The sequence below is a fragment of the Streptomyces flavusporus genome, assembly GCF_046267975.1.
Classification (GTDB): Bacteria; Actinomycetota; Actinomycetes; order Streptomycetales; family Streptomycetaceae; genus Streptomyces; species Streptomyces flavusporus.
This window is the reverse complement of the sequence record NZ_CP176503.1, coordinates 6828127-6850426: the sequence shown is the minus strand read 5'-3', so window position 1 is coordinate 6850426 and position 22300 is coordinate 6828127. Positions and strand designations below refer to the sequence as shown.

Sequence of the window (22300 nt, the reverse complement as noted above, 5' to 3'; positions counted from 1 at the left end):
AGTTGAGTCGAACAGGTACACCTCGCCGTACCGATCTCAGGAAGCCGAGGAGGTACGCGTGCGCACCACGAGAACCGCCCCAGCGAGACCCGTCCTGACCGCCGCCCTCATCGCAGGATCACTCCTGCTCATCACCCCGGCCCCGGCCGGCGCGGACACCGACCCCGTCACCCGGGAAGGCCCCGCCCTCGACCACCGCCCCGCCAAGTCCCCGGCGAGCGCAGCCCGTCAGGCCCTCACCGCACCCGTCCCCGACCTCTCCGACGACTCCGCGGACGACGCCCACCGCGGTTACCCGCGCGAACAGATCCTCACCCCGGACCCGGTGAACCCGGCCGACAAGTCGACAAAGCTGGGTCTCACTCCGTACCACGCCATCGCGCCGAAGCTGAACGCCCTGCAACGCCTCGGGGATCGCGTCAGCGTCGAGATCGCGGGCCGCTCGGCCGGCGGCCACCGGCTCTACCTCGTCACCGTGACCGCTCCGGAGACGGCCCGTCAGGCCCGTGAGCAGAGCCGACTGCGCGAACTCATCGAGAACGCACCGGCGGTCGCCGCCAAGGACCCGGCGGTCAAGGCGGCCTACAAGACGCCCGTCTTCCTCAACAACAACATCCACGGCAACGAGTGGGAGGGCACGGACGCCTCCCTGGACCTCATCGAGCGGCTGGCGACCGCGAACGACGCGAGGACAGCGGACCTCCTCGCGCACAGCCGCCTGTACTTCAACATCACCGCCAACCCGGACGGGCGGATCGCCGGCACCCGGGCGAATGCGGGCGGCTTCGACCTCAACCGCGACTTCGTCACCGCCTCCCAGCCCGAGGCGCGCGCGATGCGGCAGATCATGGTCGACAAGCAGCCGGCCGTCATGCTCGACGTGCACGGCTACGTCAACGGCACCCTCATCGAGCCCACCACCCCGCCGCACGGCGAGAACTACGAGTACGACCTCTTCCTGAAGAACACCTACGCCAACGCCCTCGGCATGGAAGCCGCCGTCAACGGCCTCGGCTACACGCCCGAGAAGGACGGCGTCGAGCCGGCCCAGATCCCGTTCCGCGACCAGGACGAGGGCTGGGACGACTGGCCGCCCATCTTCACCCCGCAGTACGCGGCCTTCCACGGCACCGTCGCCGCGCACACCGTCGAGATCCCGCTGCGGGTGAACAACACCGACTACAACACGCTGCCGGTGAGCGAGCTGCGCCGCCGTTCCGCGATCAACGTCGACGTGGCGGGCGCCGCGCTCGACGCCACCCTCGACTTCGTACAGCGGCAGCGCACCTCCCTGGTCGCGGACCAGATCGAGGTCTTCCGGCGGGGAGCCGCGGGCGCCGCGCAGGTGCCGGTCTCCGAGGAGACGGTGCCCGGCGTTCCCGGTATCGGACCCGAGGACGTCTACACCACCGCGTTCCCCCGCGCCTACGTCATCCCGGCCGGCGACGCCCAGCGCTCCCCCACCGCAGCCGCCCGGCTCGTCGACCACCTGATCGCCAACGACGTCCGCGTCAGCCGCGCCGCCCACCCGTTCCGGCTGGACGGGCGGTGGTACGCCAAGGGCTCGTACGTCGTCGACATGCGCCAGCCCAAGCGAGGGCTCGCGAACGCGCTGTTGGCGGACGGGCGGGACATCAGTGACAAGGTGTCGGTGATGTACGACATCTCGGGCTGGAGTCTCGGCCGGCTGTGGGGCGCCACGGTCGAGCCGGCGCAGGGCCTGTCCCACGTCACCCTGCACCCGGTGCGCGCGGCCGCACCCGTCGGGTACGTCGCCCCGCGCGGCGACCTGCGGCTGCGCCTCGACGATCCGCGCGAGGTCGCCGCCCTCAACTCCCTTCTGCAGCAGGGCGTCCGGGTGCGGCAGGCGGCGGACGGCAGTGTCGTCGTGCCGGGCTCGGCGCGTCGCCAGGCAGCCACGGCGGCACGGGCGTACGACGTCGCCTTCGACGCCACCCGCATCACCGGAGGCACCCCGCTGACCCGCGTCCGGGTGGCCGCCGCGGTCACGCCGGGTGAGCTGTTCGCGCTGCGGGAGATGAACTTCGAGGTCACGCCGGTGTCGACGGCCGTGCTCAACGCGGGGTTCGACTGGTCGACGGTGGATGTGCTGTTCGTGTCGGCGGGGCTGGAGCACGACGACCTGAACGCCGCGGCCCGTACCGCCCTCGACGCCTTCCTCGACGACCACGGTCTCGTCGGGCGCGGCACGGACGGGGCCGCCCTCAACGCCGCCGTCGGGCTGCTGCCGGTCAAGGCCGTCGAGGGCAACGGGGACGCCAACGGTGTGGTGCGCGTGGTGAATTCCGGCGGGAAGATCACCGCGGGCGCACCGGACCACGGCTTCGTCTACGCGCCGGTCTGGTTCACCGACCTCGGACCCGGCGTGCGGGTGGAGCAGTCGTATGCGACCGGGAACCCGCTCGTGTCCGGACACTGGCGGCCACTGGCGGACGGAAGCGGCGGTTCCGCCGCGGCAGCGGGGCAACCCTCGGTGGTGAGCGGCCCGCATGCGGTGCTCTTCGGCACCGAACCGCTCTTCCGGGCACACCCCAGGGGAGAATTCACTCAGGTCGGACGGGCATTGTTCACCATGGCGACCATGTAGACCACGGCACACGCGAGCAGCGCTACGGCCGAGGAGGCAGAGGAGATCGGATGACGCAGCAGATCCACGGGACCGTCGCCGACGGCTTCGAGGAGGTGCGCGAGGAGTTCGCCGCGTTCGTGGCGGCGGAACGGCCGGACTACGAGGGGCAGTTGTGCGCCTACGTCCACGGGCGGCGGGTCGTCGACCTGTGGGCGGGGCCGGACGGCGTCTCGCCCGACTCGCTCTACGGCGTCTTCTCCTCCACCAAGGGCGCCGCCCACCTCGTCGTCGCGCTCCTCGTCCAGGACGGCACACTCGAGCTGGACCGCAAGGTGACGTACTACTGGCCGGAGTTCGCCGCCGAGGGCAAGGGCGCGCTGACCCTGCGCGAGCTGGTCACGCACCGGGCGGGCCTGATCGGACTGGACGCCGGGTTCACCGAGGAGGAGCTGGCGGACGACCGGCTGATCTCCGAACGGCTCGCGGACCAGCGGCCGTTCTGGCGGCCCGGCACGGCCTTCGGCTATCACGCGCTGGTCATCGGGGCGCTCGCCGGTGAGGTGGTACGGCGCGCGACCGGCCGTACGCTCCAGGAGGTGTACGAGGAGCGGGTGCGGGCCCCCTACGGGCTGGCCTTCCACCTGGGCCTGCCCGCCGCCGAGGAGCCCCGTTTCCGGTCCGTGCAGCCGATGGCCCCGACGGTAGAGCAGCAGGCCGTACTGGACGCACAGCCGACCGGGCCGCACACGCTCACCTCCATCGCGTTCAACACGCACGTGCCCGGCACGGGTGCGCTGGAGGACCACGCCAACTCCCGCACCGTACGCGCCAAGGGCCCGGCGTCGGCGGGCGGCGTGGCGTCCGCGCGCGGGCTCGCCGGGATGTACGCGGCGGCGATCAGCGAGGTGGACGGCCGGCCGCCGCTGCTGAAGCCGGACACCGTCGCCGAGGTCGGGCAGCTCCACTCGGTCGGCTACGACCTGGTGGCCCGCGCCCACAAGGCGTACGGGCTGGGCTTCCAGGCGACGGCGGAGAACTGGTACCCGTTCCTGGGCGCCGGGGCCTTCGGGCACAGCGGCGCGGGCGGCTCGCAGGCCTTCGCCGACCCGCGCAGCGGGCTGGCGTACGGCTACACGCGACGCCGGTGTGCTTTCCCGGGCGGGGCGGCGCCGGAGAACGTGGGGTTCGTGCGGGCGGTGCACAGCGCTGCTCTGTGAGTGGGCGACATGAGTGGGCGAAGGCCGCACCCCACGTCCAAGGGTGCGGCCTTCGCCGTACGCAACGAGCGCCGTCGGACGAGCGTCACGGTGACCGATGGCCTGTGGTCAGAGCTTGACGACCATTTTGCCGGTGTTGTCGCCGCGCAGGACGCCGAGGAAGGCCTCCAGGTTGTTCTCGATGCCCTCGACGACGGTCTCGCGGTACTTCAGGGCACCCGAGGCGACCCAGGGGCCGACCTCCTGGAAGAACTGCGGCTGGAGGTCGTAGTGGTCGCCGACCAGGAAGCCCTCGATGCGGCCGCGGGTCTGGATGAGGCGGGTGAGGTTGCGCGGGCCGGGGGCCGGCTCGGTGTTGTTGTAGACGGAGATCATGCCGCAGACGGCGATCCGGCCACCCTGGTTCAGGGACCCGATGGCGGCCTCCAGGTGATCACCACCGACGTTGTCGAAGTAGACGTCGATGCCGTCGGGCGCGGCGGCGCGGAGCTGCTCGCTCACCGACCCGTTCTTGTAGTTGAAGGCGGCGTCGAACCCGTACTCCTCCACGAGGAGCTTGACCTTCTCGTCGGACCCGGCCGACCCGATGACCCGCGAGGCACCCTTCAGCTTGGCGATCTGGCCGACCTGGCTGCCCACGGCACCGGCCGCGCCGGAGACGAACACGACGTCGCCCTCCTTGAAGGCGGCGGTGCGCAGCAGACCGGCGTAGGCGGTCAGGCCGGTCATGCCGAGGACACCGAGGTACGTCGACAGCGGGGCGGCCTCGGGGTCGACCTTGACGGCGTTCTTGGCGTCCACGGCGGCGTACTCGCGCCAGCCGAAGAAGTGCAGCACATGGTCGCCGACGGCGATGCCCTCGGCGTTCGAGGCGACGACCTCGCCGACCGCACCGCCCTGCATGACCTTGCCGAGCTCGAAGGGGGCGACGTACGACTTGGCGGCACTCATACGACCGCGCATGTACGGGTCCACGGAGAGGTACCGGTTCCTGACCAGCACCTGCCCCTCACCCGGCGTGGGCATCGGGGCCTCGACCAGGGCGAAGTCCTCGGGCTTGGGCCAGCCGACCGGGCGGCTGAGCAGGTGCCATTCGCGGTTGACGGCGGGGAGTGCGGGGGTGTCGGCCATGAGGGCGCCTTTCCTGCGGGCCGCGTGCGGGTGCGGCGGATGGGACTGCCGAGGCAAATACTTCAGAACCTGAAACAACAATGCTCTGGAATATTTCAGGATGTCAAGTAACCGGGTACCCTGGAGAGCATGGCCGCACCACAGACCACCCGTCCCGATGAACTGACCCTGGAGGTCGTCGACCTGATCGGCTCGGTCGTGGCCCTCTACCACGAGGAGTACGAGGAGGCCGCCGGCGAACAGGCCCTGACCGGCGCGCAGGCCAAACTGCTGAGCCTGCTGTCGCTCGAGCCGCTGCCCATGCGGAAGCTGGCCCACAAACTGAAGTGCGAGCCCTCCAACGTGACGGGCATCGTGGACCGCCTGGAGGCCCGGGGCCTGGTGGAACGCCGCCCGGACCCGGCCGACCGCCGTGTGAAGCTGGCGGCAGCGACGGACGAGGGGCGGCGGGTGGCGCGAAGCCTGCGGGAGTCACTGCGGTTTGCGCGGGAGCCGTTGGCGGGGTTGAGCGAGGAGGAGCGGCTGACTCTGCGGGATTTGCTGCAGCAGATGTTGCGCGCGGGATCCTACGAAGGTTGACCCGTCAGCCGTCGAAGCGGCGGCGGGCGGCCTCGATGTGGCCGAGGTACTGGTGGGTCCAGCCGCACATTCCGTCGACCGTGGCGCGCAGGGCCTGGCCCGGCTCGGTGAGGGTGTACTCGACGCGCGGCGGCACGGTGGGGTGCACCTGCCGCTCGACCAGGCCGTAGCGCTCCAGCATGCGCAGGTTCTGGGTGAGCATCTTGTGGCTGATGCCCTCGACCTCGTTCCGCAACTCGCTGAAGCGCAGGGTGCGCTCACCGAGCGCCTCGATGATCAGGAACGCCCACTTGTTGGCGACGTCCGAGAAGATCTCCCGCGCCAGGGAGTCCGCGCGCCTCAGGTCCGCTTCCCCGGGCGAGCCCGTGAACTGCTTGGTCCCCATGAGGTTCCCCAGTCGCCGAAAAAGTGCGTTCTTCCAGGCCGATGGCCAGTCTCCTACGGTTTCCGAGTAACCACAAGAGAGTGACTGGCTACGTGCACCACCACAAGAACTGCTCGCACGTCTCCGTCGGCGAGGGATCCGGGGTCGGGACCGAGGTCGTCGGCTGCGAGGTCGGTGTCGGGGTCGGGTCCGGGTCGGCGGGTGGGGGCGCGGGGTTGGGGTTCGACGGGTCGTCGGGGGCCGGGTCCGTCGGGGACGACTGGTCGCCCTGCGTCGGGGTTGCCGACTTCTTGTCGTCCTTCCCGTCTTTGTCCTTGCCGGACTTCGACGAGGAAGGGGACTTGGAGGCGTCCGCGGAGGCCGTGCCCGTGCCCGGGGTGGCGCCCGTGGAGCCGTCGGTCAGGGGGTCCGGTGATTCGTCGGACCCGTCCGACACACCGCCGTCCGCCGAAGGGTCCCCGGCCGCCGCCGGTTTCGGGGACGAACCCGGGGCGTCCAGGCCGAGTTCGGCGAGGCTCAGGGCGCCGGCGGCCAGGAGGAAGCCCGCCGCGATGAGCAGGGCGCGGCGGCGTCGGCGGCGGTGGGCCGCGGCCTTGCGGTCGCGTCGGCTCACGGTCGGCTGACGGCGTCGCCCGGAGCCGCGTCCGGGGCGGTCGTCGTCGGCGTCGTCGTCCTCGTCGTATCCGTCGCCGTACGGCTCGTCGGGCTCCGCCGGCCGTACCACCGTGACGACGTCCGTCCGCACGTCCGTCCGTACGACGGTGTGCACGACCGTCTCCTCCGCGTACGCGCGAAGCTGTTCCGCTGGCGTGCCGCACCCCGGACAGGCGAGGGCGCCATTCAGGTGCCGTCGGCACGGGTGGCAGTAGTCCATGACGCGGGAAGATTAAGTTCCGCATCGGTAACGTTCATAGGCTCCGCTGTGAATGTTCTGTGGTGAACGATCCGTTCCGGCGTGGCGAGTTGAGGGCAACCCGCCCGCATCACCCCGAAACGACTTTCGAAAGTGCCGAAACTGTTATGCGTTCGACCCATTGACACCCCGACCACCCCGTCCTTACTGTCACGCCAGCATTTCGAACGTGTGACGAAATACCGAACAGAGCCGACGTTCACGAGGGGCAACTGCCGTGCGCATCACCGGAATCAGCACACACGTGGTCGGGACGCCGTGGCGCAACCTGACCTACGTACAGGTGCACACCGACGAGGGGGTCACCGGAGTCGGCGAGACCCGGATGCTGGGCCACACCGACGCGTTGATCGGCTATCTGCGGGAGGCCGAGGCCAACCACATTCTCGGTTCCGACCCGTTCGCTGTCGAGGACCTCGTCCGCAGGATGAAGTACGGCGACTACGGGCGGGCCGGCGAGATCGTCATGTCCGGTATCGCCGTCATCGAGATGGCCTGCTGGGACATCAAGGGCAAGGCCCTCGGGGTGCCCGTCTGGCAGCTCCTGGGCGGCAAGGTCACCGACAAGGTCAAGGCGTACGCCAACGGCTGGTACACCACCGAGCGGACCCCGGAGGCGTACCACAAGGCCGCCCAGGGGGTCATGGAGCGCGGGTACAAGGCGCTCAAGATCGACCCCTTCGGCACCGGGCACTTCGAGCTCGACCACGAGCAGACCCTGTACGCCGTGTCGCTGATCGAGGCCGTGCGGGACGCCATCGGCCCGGAGGCCGAGCTGATGCTCGAGATGCACGGCCGGTTCTCGCCCGCCACCGCCGTCCGGCTGGCCAAGGAGCTCGCTCCCTTCAAGCCCGCCTGGCTGGAGGAGCCCTGCCCGCCGGAGAACCTGAAGGCGCTGGAGAAGGTCGCCGCCAAGGTGGACATCCCGGTCGCGACCGGTGAGCGCATCCACGACCGCATCGAGTTCCGCGAGCTCTTCGAGAGCCAGGCCGTCGACATCATCCAGCCCGACGTCGGTCACATCGGCGGCATCTGGGAGACACGGAAGCTGGCCGCCACCGCCGAGACCCACTACATGCTCGTCGCCCCGCACAACGTCGGCGGCTCCGTCCTCACCGCCGCGTCCCTCCAGGTCGGCTTCACCTCCCCGAACTTCAAGATCCTGGAGCACTTCAACGACTTCGCCGACGCGGAGATCAAGAAGGTCGTCAAGGGCGCGCCCCAGGTGATCGACGGGTACTTCCACCTCTCCGACGCCCCCGGCCTCGGCGTCGAGCTCGACACCGACGCCGCCGCCGAGTTCCCGCAGCAGCAGGCCCGGTTCGACCTGTGGGCCGAGGGCTGGGAGCAGCGCAAGCCGAAGGAATCCAAGTGACCGCCACCGCCGTCGTCATCGAAGCGCCGGGCGTGCACCGGCTCGTCGAGCACGAGCCGCGCGACCCCGGCCCCGGCGAGGCCCTCGTCCGCGTCCACGCCGTCGGCATCTGCGGCAGCGACCGCGAGGTCTACCAGGGCAACCGGCCCGAGGGATACGTCCGGTACCCGCTCACCCCCGGCCACGAGTGGTCCGGCACGGTGGAGGCCGTGGGCGCCGGAGTCCCCGGGTCACTCGTGGGCCGCAAAGTCGTCGGTGAGGGCTTCCGCAACTGCCAGGTGTGCGATCGCTGCCACGCCGGTGAGACCACGCTGTGCACGGACGGCTACGAGGAGACCGGGTTCACCCAGCCGGGGGCGATGGCCACCACCCTCACCCTTCCGGCCCGCCTCCTGCACATCCTGCCGGACGACGCCGACCTGACGGCGGCGGCCCTGCTGGAGCCGGCCGCCTGTATCGCGGCGGCGGCCCTGAAGGCCAATGCCCTGCCGGGCGAGAAGGTGGCCGTCGTCGGCACCGGCACGCTCGGGATGTTCGCGGTGCAGTTCCTGCGCGCCGCCTCCCCGGCCGAGCTGCTGGTCGTCGGCACCCGTCCGGACCGTGCGGCCCTGTCCAGGGAGTTCGGCGCGACCGAGTTCCGCACGAAGGACGAGGAACTCCCCGGCGACTTCGACGTGGTGATCGAGACGGCCGGCTCCGCCGACGCCGCCCGCACCGCGGCCGCCCTGCTGCGGCGCGGCGGCCGGCTGGTCCTGACGGGGATCCCGGCGCCGGGCGCCGACGGTCTGGACCCGACGGATCTGGTCGTACGGCAGCTGGAGGTGCACACCGTCTTCGGCGCGCCGCCGGACGCCTGGGCGCACACGGTGCGGGTGTTCGGCGCCGGGTTGCTCGACCCGGTGCCGCTGGTCACCCACGAGCTGCCGCTCACCGAGTTCCCGCAGGCCATCGAGCTGGTGGGAGCCGGCGATCCGAAGGTCGGCAAGGTGCTGCTCCGCCCCTAGCCGTACGCCGGTACGGGGGCGACCTGACGGCCGCCGTACCGGCGTACTCCCAGAGCTTCCCCTACCCAGAGCCCCGGACTCCGTCCGATATTTCGAACACGAAGGACAGCTTGTGACCGACGCTTCCGCCACGGCAGCCCGCAGGCCCGGTGAGCAGGCGCTCACCCAGCTCGGCCTGGGCGTGCCCGCCCTCGACCCCGCCGACGCCTCGCCGCACAGCTTCCCGGGCGGTGGCCGCTGGCGCACCGAGATCCCCTCCTGCGAGGGGCCCGAGGCGCTGGCGGTCGTACTCAAGGAGTCCTCGCGGCTCGACGTACCGATCCACCGGATCAGCCAGGGCAGCGGCGTGTGGATGCTGACCGACGCCGAGATCACCGAGATGGTCGAGGCCACCGGCGAACGGGACATCGAGCTCTGCCTGTTCACCGGCCCGCGCGGCACCTGGGACATCGGCGGCTCGACCCGCACCGACTCCCGCGGCGGCGGCCTCAGGGCCCGCGGGCACGACGCCGTCGCCGGCTGCGTCGAGGACGCCGTACGGGCCACGGAGCTGGGCGTGAAGTGCCTGCTCGTCGCCGACGAGGGTGTGCTGTGGACGCTGCACCGGGCGCGCGAGGCCGGGATCATCCCGGCCGACACCACGCTGAAGGTGTCCGCGCTGGTCGGGCCGGTCAACCCGGCCTCGTTCGCGGTGTACGAGCGCCTCGGCGCCGACTCCATCAACGTGCCCAGTGATCTGACGCTGGATCACCTCACCGAGATCCGCCGGGTGTCCGGCGCCCCCATGGACATGTACATCGAGGCCCCCGACGACCTCGGCGGCTATGTGCGGATGTACGAGGTCGCCGAGCTGATCCGGCGCGGTGCACCGCTCTACCTGAAGTTCGGCCTGTCCAAGGCCCCCGCGATCTACCCGTACGGCCACCACCTGCGGGAGGTCACCCTGGCCACCGCCAAGGAGCGCGTGCGCCGTGGCCGGCTGGCCCTGGACCTGCTCGCCCGGCACGGGGCCGACGGGGACATGGCCCCGCTGGGCTCGCGCCTGCCCGGCGATCTCAAGCGGTTCGAAACATATTCATAAAGGTTTCGGCGTCCCCTCTTCACAGAAGACGACGCAGCCAAACAGAATCCCACACACTGTTCACACGGTCCCCGCGGACCAATCCCAGCGTTGCCGCACACCCATTCCCAGCCGGGCTGAGACATCAAGGAAGATGACCATGCGCAACCGCCGAGCCGCACTTTCCGCCATAGCCGCAGCGGCCTCCCTCGCCCTCACCCTGACCGCCTGCGGCCAGAGCAGCGAGGGCGGCAGCGAGGAGGACAAGGGCAGCGCCGAGGGCGCCACCATCGGCATCTCGATGCCGACCAAGTCCTCCGAGCGCTGGATCGCCGACGGCAACAACGTCAAGAAGGACCTGGAGTCCAAGGGCTACAAGACCAAGCTGGTCTACGGCGAGGACGACCCCGACCAGCAGGTCTCGCAGATCGAGAACCTGATCACGCAGGGCGTGCGCGCCCTGATCGTCGCGGCCATCGACAACAAGTCGATGAACAACGTCCTCCAGCAGGCCAAGGACGCCAACATCCCGGTGATCTCCTACGACCGCCTCATCCTCGGCACGGAGAACGTCGACTACTACGCCTCCTTCGACAACGAGAAGGTCGGCGAGCTCCAGGGCAACTACATCGTCGAGAAGCTCGGCCTGAAGGACGGCTCCGAGAAGGGCCCGTTCAACATCGAGCTGTTCGCCGGCTCCAACGACGACAACAACACCCGCTACTTCTTCCAGGGCGCGATGAACGTCCTGCAGCCGTACATCGACAAGAAGCAGCTCGTCGTCAAGTCCGGCCAGACCAAGCTCAACCAGGTCACCACCCTGCGCTGGGACGGCGGCAAGGCCCAGAACCGCATGGACGAAATCCTGACGTCGGCATACAAGTCCGACAAGGTCGACGCGGTGCTCTCGCCGTACGACGGCATCTCCATCGGCATCCTCTCGTCGCTGAGGTCGGACGACTACGGCTCCAAGAGCAAGCCGTGGCCGATCGTCACCGGTCAGGACGCCGAGGTCGCCTCGGTGAAGTCGATCATCGCCGACGAGCAGTCGATGACCGTGTACAAGGACACCCGCGAACTCGCCAAGGTGGCCTCGAGCATGGTCGACGCGGCGCTCAACGACAAGAAGCCCGAGGTCAACGACGAGAAGACCTACGACAACGGCTCCAAGGTCGTCCCGGCCTACCTGCTCGAGCCGGTCAGCGTCGACAAGACCAACTACAAGGAGACGGTCGTCGACTCCGGCTACATCAAGGAAAGCGACCTCTAACCAACCGCCGGCACACTCTGATTGGAAGGCACGACCATGGCGGGACCCGTCCTGGAAATGCGCTCGATCGTCAAGACCTTTCCCGGCGTCAAGGCGCTGTCGGACGTCACGCTGACCGTCCAGCAGGGCGAGGTCCACGCCATCTGCGGGGAGAACGGCGCCGGTAAGTCGACCCTGATGAAGGTCCTCTCCGGCGTCCACCCGCACGGCACCTACGAAGGGGACATCTTCTTCGAGGGTGAGGTCTGCGAGTTCAAGGACATCCGGGCGAGCGAGCAGCGCGGCATCGTCATCATCCACCAGGAGCTGGCGCTGTCGCCGTACCTCTCCCTCGCGGAGAACATCTTCCTCGGCAACGAGCACGCCAAGGGCGGGTTCATCGACTGGCGGGAGACCCTGCGGCACGCCACCGACCTGCTGCGGCGGGTCGGTCTCGACGACCACCCCGACACCCGCGTCGCCGACATCGGCGTGGGCAAGCAGCAGCTCGTGGAGATCGCGAAGGCGCTGTCGAAGAAGGTGAAGCTGCTCATCCTGGATGAGCCGACCGCGGCCCTGAACGACGAGGACAGCGGCAAACTCCTGGATCTGATCCTGGAGTTGAAGAAGCAGGGCATCACCTCGATCATCATCTCCCACAAGCTCAACGAGATCCGCAAGGTCGCCGACTCGGTGACGATCATCCGCGACGGCCAGACCATCGAGACGCTCGATGTGAAGGCCCCGGAGACCACCGAGGACCGGATCATCAGCGGCATGGTCGGCCGCGACCTGGAGCACCGCTTCCCGGAGCGCACCCCGCACGAGCCGGAGGAGGGCGCCGCGCCCGCCCTGGAGATCCGCAACTGGACCGTGCACCACCCGATCGACCAGCAGCGCAAGGTCGTCGACGACGTGTCGCTCCAGGTGAGGCGCGGCGAGATCGTCGGCATCGCGGGCCTCATGGGCGCCGGGCGCACCGAGCTCGCAATGAGCGTCTTCGGGCGTACCTACGGCCGTTACGCGGACGGCACGGTCCTCAAGGACGGCAGGGAGATCCGTACGAAGACCGTCCCCGAGGCGGTCAAGCACGGCATCGCGTACGTCACCGAGGACCGCAAGCACTACGGCCTGAACCTCATCGACACCATCAACCGCAACATCTCGCTCAGCGCGCTGGGCAAGGTCGCCAAGCGGGGCGTGGTCGACGAGCACGAGGAGCGGAAGGTCGCCGAGGGCTTCCGCAAGTCCATGAACATCAAGGCGCCGACCGTCTTCGAGCCGGTGGGCAAGCTGTCCGGCGGCAATCAGCAGAAGGTCGTCCTCAGCAAGTGGATCTTCGCGGGTCCGGACGTGCTGATCCTGGACGAGCCGACGCGCGGCATCGACGTCGGCGCCAAGTACGAGATCTACACGGTCATCGACCAGCTGGCCGCCCAGGGCAAGGCGGTCGTCTTCATCTCCTCCGAGCTGCCGGAGCTGCTCGGCATGTGTGACCGCATCTACACGATGGCCGCGGGGCGGCTGACCGGTGAGTTCTCGCGGGCCGAGGCCTCGCAGGAATCGCTGATGCGTCAGATGACTAAGGACAAAGAGGTAACCCGATGAGCACGGATGTGACCGCCAAGACCCCGGCCCCCGCGCCGCCGGGCAAGAGCGGAGGGACCGCGGGCGACGGCCTGCTCCAGCTGGTGCTGGACGGCATGCGCCGCAACATGCGGCAGTACGGCATGCTGATCGCCCTCGGCCTGATCGTGGCGCTGTTCGCCGTGTGGACCGACGGCGACCTGCTGCTGCCGCGCAACGTCTCCAACCTGGTGCTGCAGAACAGCTACATCCTGATCCTCGCGATCGGCATGATGCTGGTCATCATCGCGGGCCACATCGACCTGTCGGTCGGATCACTGACAGCGTTCATCGGCTCGATGGCCGCCGTCTTCATGGTCAAGAACGACCTGCCATGGCCGGTCGCCGTCATCCTCTGCCTCGCCATGGGCGCGGTCGCGGGCGCGGCACAAGGATTCTTCATCGCCTACGGCGGCATACCGTCGTTCATCGTGACCCTCGCGGGCATGCTGATCTTCCGCGGTCTGACCGAGATCTTCCTCGAGGGCCAGACCCTCGGCCCGCTCCCGGAGGGTCTGCAGAAGGTCGCCAACGGCTTCCTGCCCGAGGTCGGTCCGAACACGAACTACCACAACCTCACCCTGCTGCTGGGCTTCGGGATGATCGCGTTCGTGGTCTTCCAGGAGTTCCGCGACCGCCGCCGGCAGCAGGAGTTCTCCCTGGACGTCCCGCCCTTCAACCTGTTCCTGCTGAAGCTGGTCGCGATCGGCGCCGCCATCCTCACGCTGACGCTGCTGCTGGCCAGCTACAAGGGCGCACCGATCGTGCTGCTCATCCTGGGCGTGCTGCTCGTCGGCTTCGGCTACGTCATGCGCAACGCGATCATCGGTCGCCACATCTACGCGATCGGCGGCAACCTGCCCGCGGCCAAGCTGTCGGGTGTGAAGGACAAGAAGGTCACCTTCCTGATCTTCGTGAACATGGGCATGCTCGCGGCCCTGGCGGGTCTGGTCTTCGCCGCCCGCTTCAACGCGGCCTCGCCCAAGGCCGGCCTGAACTTCGAGCTGGAGGCGATCGCGGCCTCGTTCATCGGTGGCGCGTCGATGAGCGGCGGTGTCGGCACCGTGCTCGGCGCGATCATCGGCGGTCTGGTCCTGGGCGTGCTGAACAACGGCATGAACCTCGTCGGCATCGGCACGGACTGGCAGCAGGTCATCAAGGGCCTGGTACTGCTCGCGGCGGTCGGGTTCGACGTGTGGAACAAGCGCAAGGTCGGTTCGTAAGTCACCTGGGGCCCCGCCGGAAAGCGGGGCCCCCTCCTTATGCAGGAGCCGCACATGGAACTGAACAGACGCACGGTCATCGCGGGAGCCGCGGCGGCGGGCATAGCCGCCACCACGCTCGGCGGCACGGCACACGCCACGGGAGGCAGGACGCCGGTGAAGTCGCTCTTCGGCAAGCTCGCCGACGGAACCAAGGTCTACAGCTGGTCGCTGGAGAACGGCGGCACCCGCCTGAAGGTCCTGTCCTACGGCGGCATCGTCCAGTCCCTGGAGATCCCCGACCGGCGTGGCCGCTACACCAACGTGTCGCTGGGCTTCGACAACATCGAGGACTACGTCTCCTCCAGCCCGTACTTCGGCGCGCTGATCGGCCGCTACGGCAACCGCATCGCCAAGGGCAAGTTCACCCTGGACGGCAAGGCCTACCAGCTGTCCGTCAACGACGGCGACAACAGCCTGCACGGCGGAGCGCAGGGCTTCGACAAGCGGGTGTGGGACATCGAGCCGTTCACCAAGGGCTCCGACGTCGGCCTGTACCTGTACCACACGAGCGTCGACGGCGAGATGGGCTACCCGGGCACGCTCAAGTCGAAGGTCACGTACACGCTCACCCGGCACGGCGACTGGCGCATCGACTACGAGGCCACCACCGACAAGGCCACGGTCGTCAACCTCACCAGCCACGTCTACTGGAACCTGGCCGGCGAGTCGAGCGGCACGATCTACGACCACGAGCTGTCCATCGCCGCCGCCCGCTACACGCCGGTCGACTCGGGGCTGATCCCCACGGGCGAACTGGCCAAGGTCGCGGGCACCCCCTTCGACTTCCGCCGCACCAAGACCGTCGGCGAGGACATCCGCGTCGCGCACCAGCAGCTGCTGTACGGCAAGGGCCTGGACCACAACTGGGTCCTCGACAAGGGCATCACGGCCCGCCCCGAGCACATCGCCACCCTCCGGGACCCGTCCTCCGGCCGCACCCTGAAGATCGCGACCACCGAGCCGGGCCTGCAGTTCTACTCCGGCAACTTCCTGGACGGCTCCCTCGTCGGCACCGGCGGGACCGTCTACCGGCAGGGCGACGGGCTGTGCCTGGAGACCCAGCACTACCCGGACTCGCCGAACCACCCGTCGTTCCCGTCGACGGTGCTGCGGCCGGGGCAGACCTACCGGTCGACAACCATCCATTCGTTCGGCGCGTGATACTGTGTGACCAAATGACTCCGGTGTGTAGCGAGAACCAAGCATATGTCGGTGTCAGTGCACGATGACAGCTGCTGTTTCCGGGCTGGTTTCAACCCGGCTGGTGCTGATCGCGGAAGACCTGACGGGTCGTTGGCCTGCCAGGCGGCGTGAGCCAGGAATCTCCCTCGCGAGGGAGAGGATTCAAACCAGTTGAACGGCGTCACAGCCGCATCCGTATGAATGGGTGGCCCGCGCTCCCCCGCGCGGGCCACCCAGACGACGGACCCGATCGTCCCCACCGGGCCCGCCTCATACGGAGGTTCCATGGCTGACAACGTCACCTCGCTGTTCCGCAGCACTGCGGCGCACAGCCCCTCCATGGCGGCGCTGACGCGGGAGGGCGGCGACGAGGCCGGCCCGGCGGACTTCTGCATCCCCTGCAACCCCTACTTCCCCACCCCGGCCATGTTCGACGAGATGGCGAGCAGGCTGCGGGACATCATCACGTACTACCCGAGCAGCGCCGACACCATCACCGCCGAACTGTGCAGCCTGCTCCAGCTTCCGCCGCAGTGCGTGGCGATGGGCAACGGCTCGACCGAGCTGATCACCTGGATCGACCACCTCCTCGTCCGCGAGTCCCTCGCCATCCCCGTCCCCACCTTCGGCCGCTGGACCGACCAGCCGATGGAGACCGGCAAGCGGGTCGACATGTTCCCGCTCCAGGAGTCCAGCGGCTTCGCCCTGGACCTGGCGCAGTACGCCGAGTTCATCCGGGCCCGCGGCACCCGGGTCGCCGTCCTGTGCAACCCCAACAACCCCGACGGCGGCTACCTGCACAAGCACGCGGTCGTGCAGTTCATGGACGCGATGGCGGACCGGGACCTGGTCGTGATCGACGAGTCGTTCCTGGAGTTCGCCGACGCCGAGGCCGAACCCAGCGTCGTGCAGGAGGCGATGATCCGGCCCAACGTCATCGTGCTGCGCAGCCTCGGCAAGAACTTCGGCCTGCACGGCATCCGCTTCGGCTACCTGGCCGCCAACCCGGCTCTCGCGGGTCGCGTCCGCTCCATGCTGCCCAAGTGGAACCTCAACTCCTTCGCCGAGCATGTGGTGTTCATGCTGAAGGAACACGGCCAGGAGTACGCGCAGAGCCTCCAGCAGGTGCGACGGGACCGGCTGGACATGGCCGGCCAGCTGGCCGCGCTGCCCGGCCTGACGGTTTACCCGTCCCAGGGCAATTTCCTCTTCGTGCGCCTCCCCGTGGGCGCCGAAGGCACCGTGGTCCGGGACCGGATGCTGACCGAGCACCGGATCCTGGTCCGTGAGTGCGGCAACAAGATCGGATCCTCCAGCCGCTTCCTGCGGCTCGTGGTGCGCCCCCAGGTGGATGTGCGTCGCCTGGTGTCCGGCCTGGAACAGGTGCTCTACGGGACCAGGAGGGGAGCCGCCGTGCCCGAGCTGGGCACCGGGACCAGCTACAGCTCGGGTACGGCGGCGGTGGACCGGCTCGTCAGTGCCACCAATGGCGCCGGTATGCAAGGCCTTGCCGCTCAGGCCGTCGGCGCCGTCGGTGCGGTCGGTGCCGGTGGGCCGGGCCTGGCAGCCGCCCCGCCCGCCGGCACCGGCATGCCGATGCCGGCCGCGGCACAGACCGGCGGGGCGGGGATGCCGATGCCGGCCGCGGCACAGACGTTCCCGCAACCGGCAGCGGCACAGACGTTCCCGCAGCCGACGGCGCCGCAGGCGGTCCCGCAGCCGGCGGCGCCACAGCCCGTCCCTCAGCCCGCGATTCCGCAGCCTGGGCCACCGCAGGCGATCCCGCAGCCCGCGGTGGCCCAGGCGGTACCCCAGCAGCCGTCGGGCCTCACCCCGCCCGGCGTCCCGGCCCGTGGTGGCCTCACCGCCGCCCAGGTGCGGGGCACCACGGGCACCGGCGCCCCCGCCGGTCTGGCGACGGCCCCGGCGACCGGCTGGCCGGGCGCGACCAGCTGGCCGAACCCGGCCGGGATGGGCCAGGCGGGGTAGGCGGCCCGCCAGGTCAGGCCGGAGTCAGCCGCCACTGCTGGCAGGCGTTGTTCAGCCACGTCCACTGGCGTACGTCGGCCCGTCCGCCGTCGAGCAGTTGGCGACGTCGGCGACCTTGCCGGTGGCTTGGTGGCGATGCCTCCGCCGGTGGCGTAGAACAGGTACTGCCCGGACGAGGTGCGGATCATCGTCGGGTCGTGGGTGACGACGGAGCCGGTGACCCGTCCGGGGTTCGGGTACGCCGATGCCGTGGACGGCAGCAGGGCGAGCAGGACGGCGGCAGGGAGGGCGAGGAGTGCGGTTCTGGTCGTTCGGGAGGTGCGGCTCACGCGGATCCTCCTTGCGGGTGGGGGCGTTGGAACAGAGCGTCCGTACGTCCGTGATTTCGAACAGCGATCGCAAGTACGGACGGGCCGTAGAATCGAACCACTTGCGCGTCAACGGTCCGCGCAGTCACAGCGGGCGCACTACGAAGTGGTAACGGGCGGCAACCGTCGGTGAGTTGTCATGGTCTAGCCCGCCATGAAGATCTCTTTCCTGCTCCACAACGCCTACGGAATCGGAGGCACGATCACCACCACCTTCAACCTGGCCCACGCACTGGCCGAGCGGCACGAGGTGGAGATCGTCTCCGTGCTACGGCACCGGGAGCACCCGAACTTCACCCTGGACCCGAGGGTGTCGCTCAGGCCGCTCGTGGACCTGCGGCAGGAGAAGAACCATCCGCTGCATCTGAGACCGGCGGGGGTGTTCCCCCGCGCCGAGTACCGGTACGGGCAGTACAGCGAGCTGACCGACCAGCGGATCGCCGAGTGCCTCGCCACGATCGACGCCGACGTGGTGATCGGCACCCGGCCGGGGCTGAACGTCCACCTCGCCCTCCAGGCTCCGGAGCATGTCGTCCGTATCGGACAGGAGCACCTCACCCTGGACAACCATCCGCCCCGGCTGCGCACCACGCTGCGCCGGGCCTACCGCCGACTCGACGCGCTGACCACGGTGACCGAGGCGGACGCCGCCGCCTACCGGCGCAAGATGTGGCTGCCCGGGGTCCGGGTGGAGGCCCTCCCGAACAGCGTGCCGGATCCCGTGCTGCCGGCCGTCGACGGCTCGGCGAAGGTGGTCGTCGCGGCCGGCCGACTGGTCCCGGTGAAACGTTACGACCTGCTCATCGAGGCCTTCGCCATGGTCGCCGCCGAACACCCGGACTGGCAGCTGCGCATCTACGGCAAGGGTGAGGAGCACGATCGGCTGCGGCAGCTCATCATGGACCTCCGCCTGTGGAACAACGTCTTCCTGATGGGTGCGGCGGCCCCCATGGAGGGAGAGTGGGTCAAGGGCTCGATCGGTGCGGCCGCCTCCAACTTCGAGCCGTTCGGCATGACGATCGTCGAGGCGATGCGCTGCGGACTGCCGGTGGTGAGCACCGACTGCCCCTACGGACCCGGCGAAATCATCGAAGACGGGGTCGACGGCCGACTGGTGCCGGTCGGGGACCGTGACGCGCTGGGCGCGGCCCTGCTGGACCTTGTCCGTGACGACGAGGGGCGCCGCCGCATGGGCCGTGCGGCGTTGGAGAACGCGCGGCGGTTCGCTCCCGGCCCCGTGGTCGAGCAGGCCGAGCGGCTGTTCACGGAGGCGGTCTCGGCGAGAAGGGCGGGGCGACCCGTCGTACAGGAACGCGCCCGCATGCACCGCGCCCTGGTCAGCCAGGGCTTTGCCGCCCGCGACGCCGCGTTCGCCTCGGCCGGCAGGGCGCTGCGCATGGTACGGAAGGGACAGCGATGAACACGGAGATGAGCACGGAACAGAGTGTGGATCCACGCGTCGGCTGCGTGGTCGAGGCGGACGGCCGGATCACGTTCGACCTGCCGCCACTGCCGACCGCAGGGCCGCAGGTGCTGCTCCGGCTGCGCCCGAAGAAGGGCCGGCCCGAGAAGACCGTGCACGTCCTCGACCTGGCACCCGGCGACGACGGTCGCCTGCGCGCCGTCCTGGACCCACACCCCCTTCTCGAGGATGGCCGGTGGGACGTGTACCTGCTCCGGGAACCGGGATCCGAGCGGCAGCGTCTGCGCCCGGGACTGCGTGACCTGCGGGCCCTGGTCGACGGACACCTCCGCGACCGGCAGTCACCGCTGGCCGTCCGGATTCCCTACGTCACCAAGGACGGGTACCTCGCACTACGGGCCTGGCTGCGCCCCGCTCACGCGGAGGTCGACGGCATCGACGTCACGGACCGGTCGATGACGGTCGGCGCCCGTCTGCACGGCGCCTCGTTCCAGGAGGGAGCCGCCGTGCACCTGCGCCTGCGGGGCGGCAGCGACACCGTGCGCTCCCTGGAGCCACGGCCCGCACACGACGGCCGAAGCTTCTCCTTCACGGTCGACTACGGGGAGTTGACCGCCGGGACGGACGCCGGGAACGGCGTCTGGGACGTCTTCGTGCGGCCTGCGGCGCAGGCGCCTCTCATCCGGGTCGCCCGTCTTCTCGACGACCTGGCAGACCGCAAGGAGGTCTTCGTCCACCCGGCGGTCACGCTCGGCGGTGCCGTCCTGCGCCCCTACTACACCGTCGACAACGACCTCTCCGTGGAGGTGACGAAGGCCGGTTGAGGTGCCGCCGACTGCGCCCACCGGACCAGGGAGAGCCACCCGGGCACGTCCACCTCGGCGCGCACCGTCTTTCCTGGCGGTGGTTCGCGGTCCGGTACCTCCCAACGGGCGGCCAGCGCGGCGACGAGTGCGAGACCGCGCCCGGATTCCTCGAGCGGCTCCGGTGTCCGTACGGCATCCGGATCCGGCGGACGTGGCTCCGTGCGGGTGTCGGTGACCTCTATGCGTACGCTTCCCGCGACCAGGGACAGCCGCAGTTCGAAGTCCCGGCCGGGAACGCGGCCGTGGATCACGGCGTTCGCAGCCAGTTCGGCGACGATCACGGCGATGGCGTCGGAGGCGTCACAGCCGTGCGGGACGCCCCAGACGTGCAGCTGGTTCAGGACCAGGTGCCGGGCGAGACGGCCTCCACGGCTGCCACGGCCGTCTGCAACTCACGAAGGAGATGGCCGAAGGCCCCTACTACCTGGACGGAGCGTACGTCCGCTCCGACATCAGTGAGGACAGGCGTCCCGCTCACGCTGACGCTCACTGCCGTGGACGACGGCACCGGCGGTCCGATCCCCAACGCGCTGGTCGAGCTGTGGCACGCCGACACGCTCGGCGAGTACTCCGGCACGCTGACGAACGCCGTCACCCGTACCACGCTCGCCCAAGACACGATCTACGACGACGCAGGCGCCGCAACGCGCCGGGATCCTAGGGACGATGGGTCCGACGTCGAACGCCTGCTCTCGTTCAGGGGTACCGGATGCCGTACTGGATCCCCTTCGTCTCAGGGTTGCTGATCTTGGGGGGTGTAGCGTCCTCCTCGGTCACGTAGACGCACACTTGGTACCTCTCACCGTGTACCAGGCCTTGGCTGACCTCCACCTCCCGCCACTGCGGTGTCTGCTGCGGCTCAGGCCAAGCCGGCATTGAGTGGAAACCCATGCCGTTCGGGTACTGCGGACCGGGGTAGACCACCACCTGGCCGGCGGCGTCCTCCAGCCAGAGGTAGACATTCACAAGCTCCGAGCCCGACGTGGTGCGCCACTCACCGATGATGTACAGGCGGTCGCCGACAAAACGAGCGCACGAGCGCACCTCCACACCTGGGGCGGTTGACGTCGTTGCCCAAGGACGACAGTTGGCTGCCGCTGGATTGGCCGGTGGGCCCGGCTCGGCGGTACTCAAAGGCTCGTCCGGCGCGCCGGACGCCACTTCGGACACTGAGGGCACCACGCTGGGCGAAGGGCTCGGCGAGGAGACGGTGGGCGACGCGCTGGTCGACGCCGTTGCGGACAGGCCTGCGTCGACGGTGGGATCGGCCTCCGACTTTCTCTGTCGGTCCCACATCTCCACGCCAACGACGGCGCCCAGGGCGAGGATCACGGCGGCCACCAGCAACCAGGTCACGCCGGACTTGACGGGCCCCTGACTCCGGGCCGGACCAGTTGCCGCCGGAGGCGGGTAATGGTGGTGCTCATGGATGGTCTGGTCGCGGCCGGTCTGGTAGGTGCGGGCCCTGTCCGCGGGGGTCGCCGTGAAGGACGTGGACGATGTTCGGGAGGGATCCTGAGGACCGGCCGACCGGTCCGGCGGAGGCGGTGACTGTCCGGTCATCGCTCGTTGATGCTCATGTTCCCGGCCGCCTGGTACACGCGTCCGTGACCGGTGGGTGCCGCATTGAAGACAGTGGTGTTGCCCCGCGGCTGCGGCGCCGACGCCGGAGCCAGATCTTCGGCCAGCATGCGGCGCAGTTCCTCCGCCAGCTCCGGGCGCACAGCCAGCAACCGGCGGAAGCGCAGGCGCCATTCTTCCGCGGATGTTTCCTCGGTGTCGGTGTCGCTCCCTTCTCGTTCGCGGGTGGCGAGCAGGAGCGTCCGGGTGTCCATCAGGTCCGCCTCCACAGTGGCGGCCCGTTCGGGAAATGCGCGCCGCCACAAAGCTCCGACCGACGTCTGAGCGCGCTCCCATAAGTCGGTGGTAAGGGCGGTCACCACCGCTGTCCCCGCAGCCGACGCGAGGGCCAACAACTCGGCATCCACAGCCGCTCCTTCTGACTTGAACGATCCGGCAGGGGCGCCATCCTAGGGCAACAACTGGCTGCCTGCGTAAGCCACTTGGAGCGAATGAGG

21 protein-coding genes and 2 pseudogenes are annotated in these 22300 nt (G+C 69.4%); 14 read left to right on the top strand and 9 right to left on the bottom strand.

The window, feature by feature from the left end:
* Window positions 1-58: 58 nt before the first annotated feature.
* Entirely contained in the window at window positions 59-2608 is a 2550-nt protein-coding gene (locus tag ACKTSN_RS32390) for a M14 family zinc carboxypeptidase (RefSeq protein ID WP_409472352.1), read from the top strand.
* 50 nt (window positions 2609-2658) lie between these two features.
* Window positions 2659-3807 carry a serine hydrolase domain-containing protein gene (locus tag ACKTSN_RS32385; protein WP_409472351.1) on the top strand — a complete coding sequence of 383 codons (1149 nt, stop codon included), beginning with the start codon at window positions 2659-2661 and terminating at the stop codon, window positions 3805-3807.
* Window positions 3808-3915: 108 nt separating this feature from the next.
* Here the strand turns inward: ACKTSN_RS32385 and ACKTSN_RS32380 are convergent, their stop codons facing one another.
* A complete protein-coding gene (locus tag ACKTSN_RS32380) occupies window positions 3916-4938 on the bottom strand; it encodes an NADP-dependent oxidoreductase (protein ID WP_409472350.1) in 1023 nt (340 codons plus the stop codon).
* Between the two features lie 129 nt (window positions 4939-5067).
* Between ACKTSN_RS32380 and ACKTSN_RS32375 the strand changes: the two genes are divergently transcribed.
* Window positions 5068-5517 carry a MarR family winged helix-turn-helix transcriptional regulator gene (locus ACKTSN_RS32375; RefSeq protein WP_409472349.1) on the top strand — a complete coding sequence of 150 codons (450 nt, stop codon included), beginning with the start codon at window positions 5068-5070 and terminating at the stop codon, window positions 5515-5517.
* A 4-nt stretch (window positions 5518-5521) separates the two neighbouring features.
* On the opposite strand, the gene ACKTSN_RS32370 is transcribed toward ACKTSN_RS32375, so the two are convergent.
* Both ACKTSN_RS32370 and ACKTSN_RS32365 read right to left on the bottom strand, forming a co-directional pair.
* On the bottom strand, window positions 5522-5902 hold the full coding sequence (locus tag ACKTSN_RS32370) for a winged helix-turn-helix transcriptional regulator (protein WP_409472348.1): 381 nt from the start codon (window positions 5900-5902) through the stop codon (window positions 5522-5524).
* 88 nt (window positions 5903-5990) lie between these two features.
* Window positions 5991-6776: an SCO2400 family protein gene (locus ACKTSN_RS32365; RefSeq protein WP_431197154.1), complete on the bottom strand. Its 786-nt coding sequence runs from the start codon at window positions 6774-6776 to the stop codon at window positions 5991-5993.
* Between the two features lie 256 nt (window positions 6777-7032).
* Here ACKTSN_RS32365 and ACKTSN_RS32360 point away from each other — a divergent pair, with 256 nt between their 5' ends.
* The 8 genes from ACKTSN_RS32360 (at window position 7033) to ACKTSN_RS32325 (ending at window position 17565) form a co-directional block, all read left to right on the top strand.
* Entirely contained in the window at window positions 7033-8190 is a 1158-nt protein-coding gene (locus tag ACKTSN_RS32360; protein ID WP_409472346.1) for a mandelate racemase/muconate lactonizing enzyme family protein, read from the top strand.
* A complete protein-coding gene (locus tag ACKTSN_RS32355) occupies window positions 8181-9194 on the top strand; it encodes a zinc-dependent alcohol dehydrogenase (protein ID WP_409474977.1) in 1014 nt (337 codons plus the stop codon). The genes ACKTSN_RS32360 and ACKTSN_RS32355 overlap by 10 nt, the downstream gene beginning before the upstream one ends.
* 112 nt (window positions 9195-9306) lie before the next feature.
* Window positions 9307-10275 (top strand): hypothetical protein, encoded by a 969-nt coding sequence (locus ACKTSN_RS32350; RefSeq protein ID WP_409472345.1) that lies wholly within the window; start codon window positions 9307-9309, stop codon window positions 10273-10275.
* A 139-nt stretch (window positions 10276-10414) separates the two neighbouring features.
* The gene (gene chvE / locus ACKTSN_RS32345) at window positions 10415-11524 is read left to right on the top strand and encodes a multiple monosaccharide ABC transporter substrate-binding protein (protein WP_409472344.1); all 1110 of its coding nucleotides are present in this window, start codon (window positions 10415-10417) and stop codon (window positions 11522-11524) included.
* A 36-nt stretch (window positions 11525-11560) separates the two neighbouring features.
* Window positions 11561-13111, top strand: a complete 1551-nt coding sequence (mmsA, locus tag ACKTSN_RS32340) for a multiple monosaccharide ABC transporter ATP-binding protein (RefSeq protein ID WP_409472343.1) — start codon at window positions 11561-11563, stop codon at window positions 13109-13111.
* Complete coding sequence (gene mmsB / locus ACKTSN_RS32335) at window positions 13108-14352, top strand: multiple monosaccharide ABC transporter permease (RefSeq protein WP_409472342.1); 1245 nt, start codon at window positions 13108-13110, stop codon at window positions 14350-14352. The genes mmsA and mmsB overlap by 4 nt, the downstream gene beginning before the upstream one ends.
* 54 nt (window positions 14353-14406) lie before the next feature.
* Window positions 14407-15555, top strand: coding sequence for an aldose epimerase family protein (locus tag ACKTSN_RS32330; protein WP_409472341.1), 1149 nt, complete (start codon window positions 14407-14409; stop codon window positions 15553-15555).
* Between the two features lie 306 nt (window positions 15556-15861).
* Entirely contained in the window at window positions 15862-17565 is a 1704-nt protein-coding gene (locus ACKTSN_RS32325) for a pyridoxal phosphate-dependent aminotransferase (protein ID WP_409472340.1), read from the top strand.
* Between the two features lie 13 nt (window positions 17566-17578).
* On the opposite strand, the pseudogene ACKTSN_RS32320 reads toward ACKTSN_RS32325, so the two are convergent.
* A pseudogene (locus tag ACKTSN_RS32320) lies at window positions 17579-17691 on the bottom strand (RICIN domain-containing protein); the annotation flags it as partial.
* A pseudogene (locus ACKTSN_RS32315) lies at window positions 17691-17894 on the bottom strand (arabinan endo-1,5-alpha-L-arabinosidase); the annotation flags it as partial. The pseudogenes ACKTSN_RS32320 and ACKTSN_RS32315, both read right to left, overlap by 1 nt.
* 193 nt (window positions 17895-18087) lie before the next feature.
* On the opposite strand from ACKTSN_RS32315, the gene ACKTSN_RS32310 reads away from it, so the two are divergent.
* Together ACKTSN_RS32310 and ACKTSN_RS32305 are read left to right on the top strand one after the other, a co-directional pair.
* Complete coding sequence (locus ACKTSN_RS32310; protein ID WP_409472339.1) at window positions 18088-19353, top strand: glycosyltransferase family 4 protein; 1266 nt, start codon at window positions 18088-18090, stop codon at window positions 19351-19353.
* Between the two features lie 8 nt (window positions 19354-19361).
* Entirely contained in the window at window positions 19362-20180 is an 819-nt protein-coding gene (locus ACKTSN_RS32305; protein WP_409472338.1) for a transferase, read from the top strand.
* Here ACKTSN_RS32305 and ACKTSN_RS32300 read toward each other — a convergent pair.
* Window positions 20132-20569: an ATP-binding protein gene (locus ACKTSN_RS32300; protein ID WP_409474976.1), complete on the bottom strand. Its 438-nt coding sequence runs from the start codon at window positions 20567-20569 to the stop codon at window positions 20132-20134. The two genes, ACKTSN_RS32305 and ACKTSN_RS32300, sit on opposite strands and share 49 nt — an antisense overlap.
* The gene (locus ACKTSN_RS32295; RefSeq protein ID WP_409475134.1) at window positions 20560-20700 is read right to left on the bottom strand and encodes a hypothetical protein; all 141 of its coding nucleotides are present in this window, start codon (window positions 20698-20700) and stop codon (window positions 20560-20562) included. Before ACKTSN_RS32295 ends, ACKTSN_RS32300 begins: the two co-directional genes overlap by 10 nt.
* Between ACKTSN_RS32295 and ACKTSN_RS32290 the strand changes: the two genes are divergently transcribed.
* Window positions 20678-20968 carry a hypothetical protein gene (locus ACKTSN_RS32290; RefSeq protein WP_409472337.1) on the top strand — a complete coding sequence of 97 codons (291 nt, stop codon included), beginning with the start codon at window positions 20678-20680 and terminating at the stop codon, window positions 20966-20968. The two genes, ACKTSN_RS32295 and ACKTSN_RS32290, sit on opposite strands and share 23 nt — an antisense overlap.
* Here the strand turns inward: ACKTSN_RS32290 and ACKTSN_RS32285 are convergent.
* Complete coding sequence (locus tag ACKTSN_RS32285; RefSeq protein ID WP_409472336.1) at window positions 20919-21578, bottom strand: hypothetical protein; 660 nt, start codon at window positions 21576-21578, stop codon at window positions 20919-20921. The two genes, ACKTSN_RS32290 and ACKTSN_RS32285, sit on opposite strands and share 50 nt — an antisense overlap.
* Before the next feature lie 203 nt (window positions 21579-21781).
* A complete protein-coding gene (locus ACKTSN_RS32280; RefSeq protein WP_409472335.1) occupies window positions 21782-22210 on the bottom strand; it encodes a hypothetical protein in 429 nt (142 codons plus the stop codon).
* Window positions 22211-22300 lie beyond the last annotated feature (90 nt).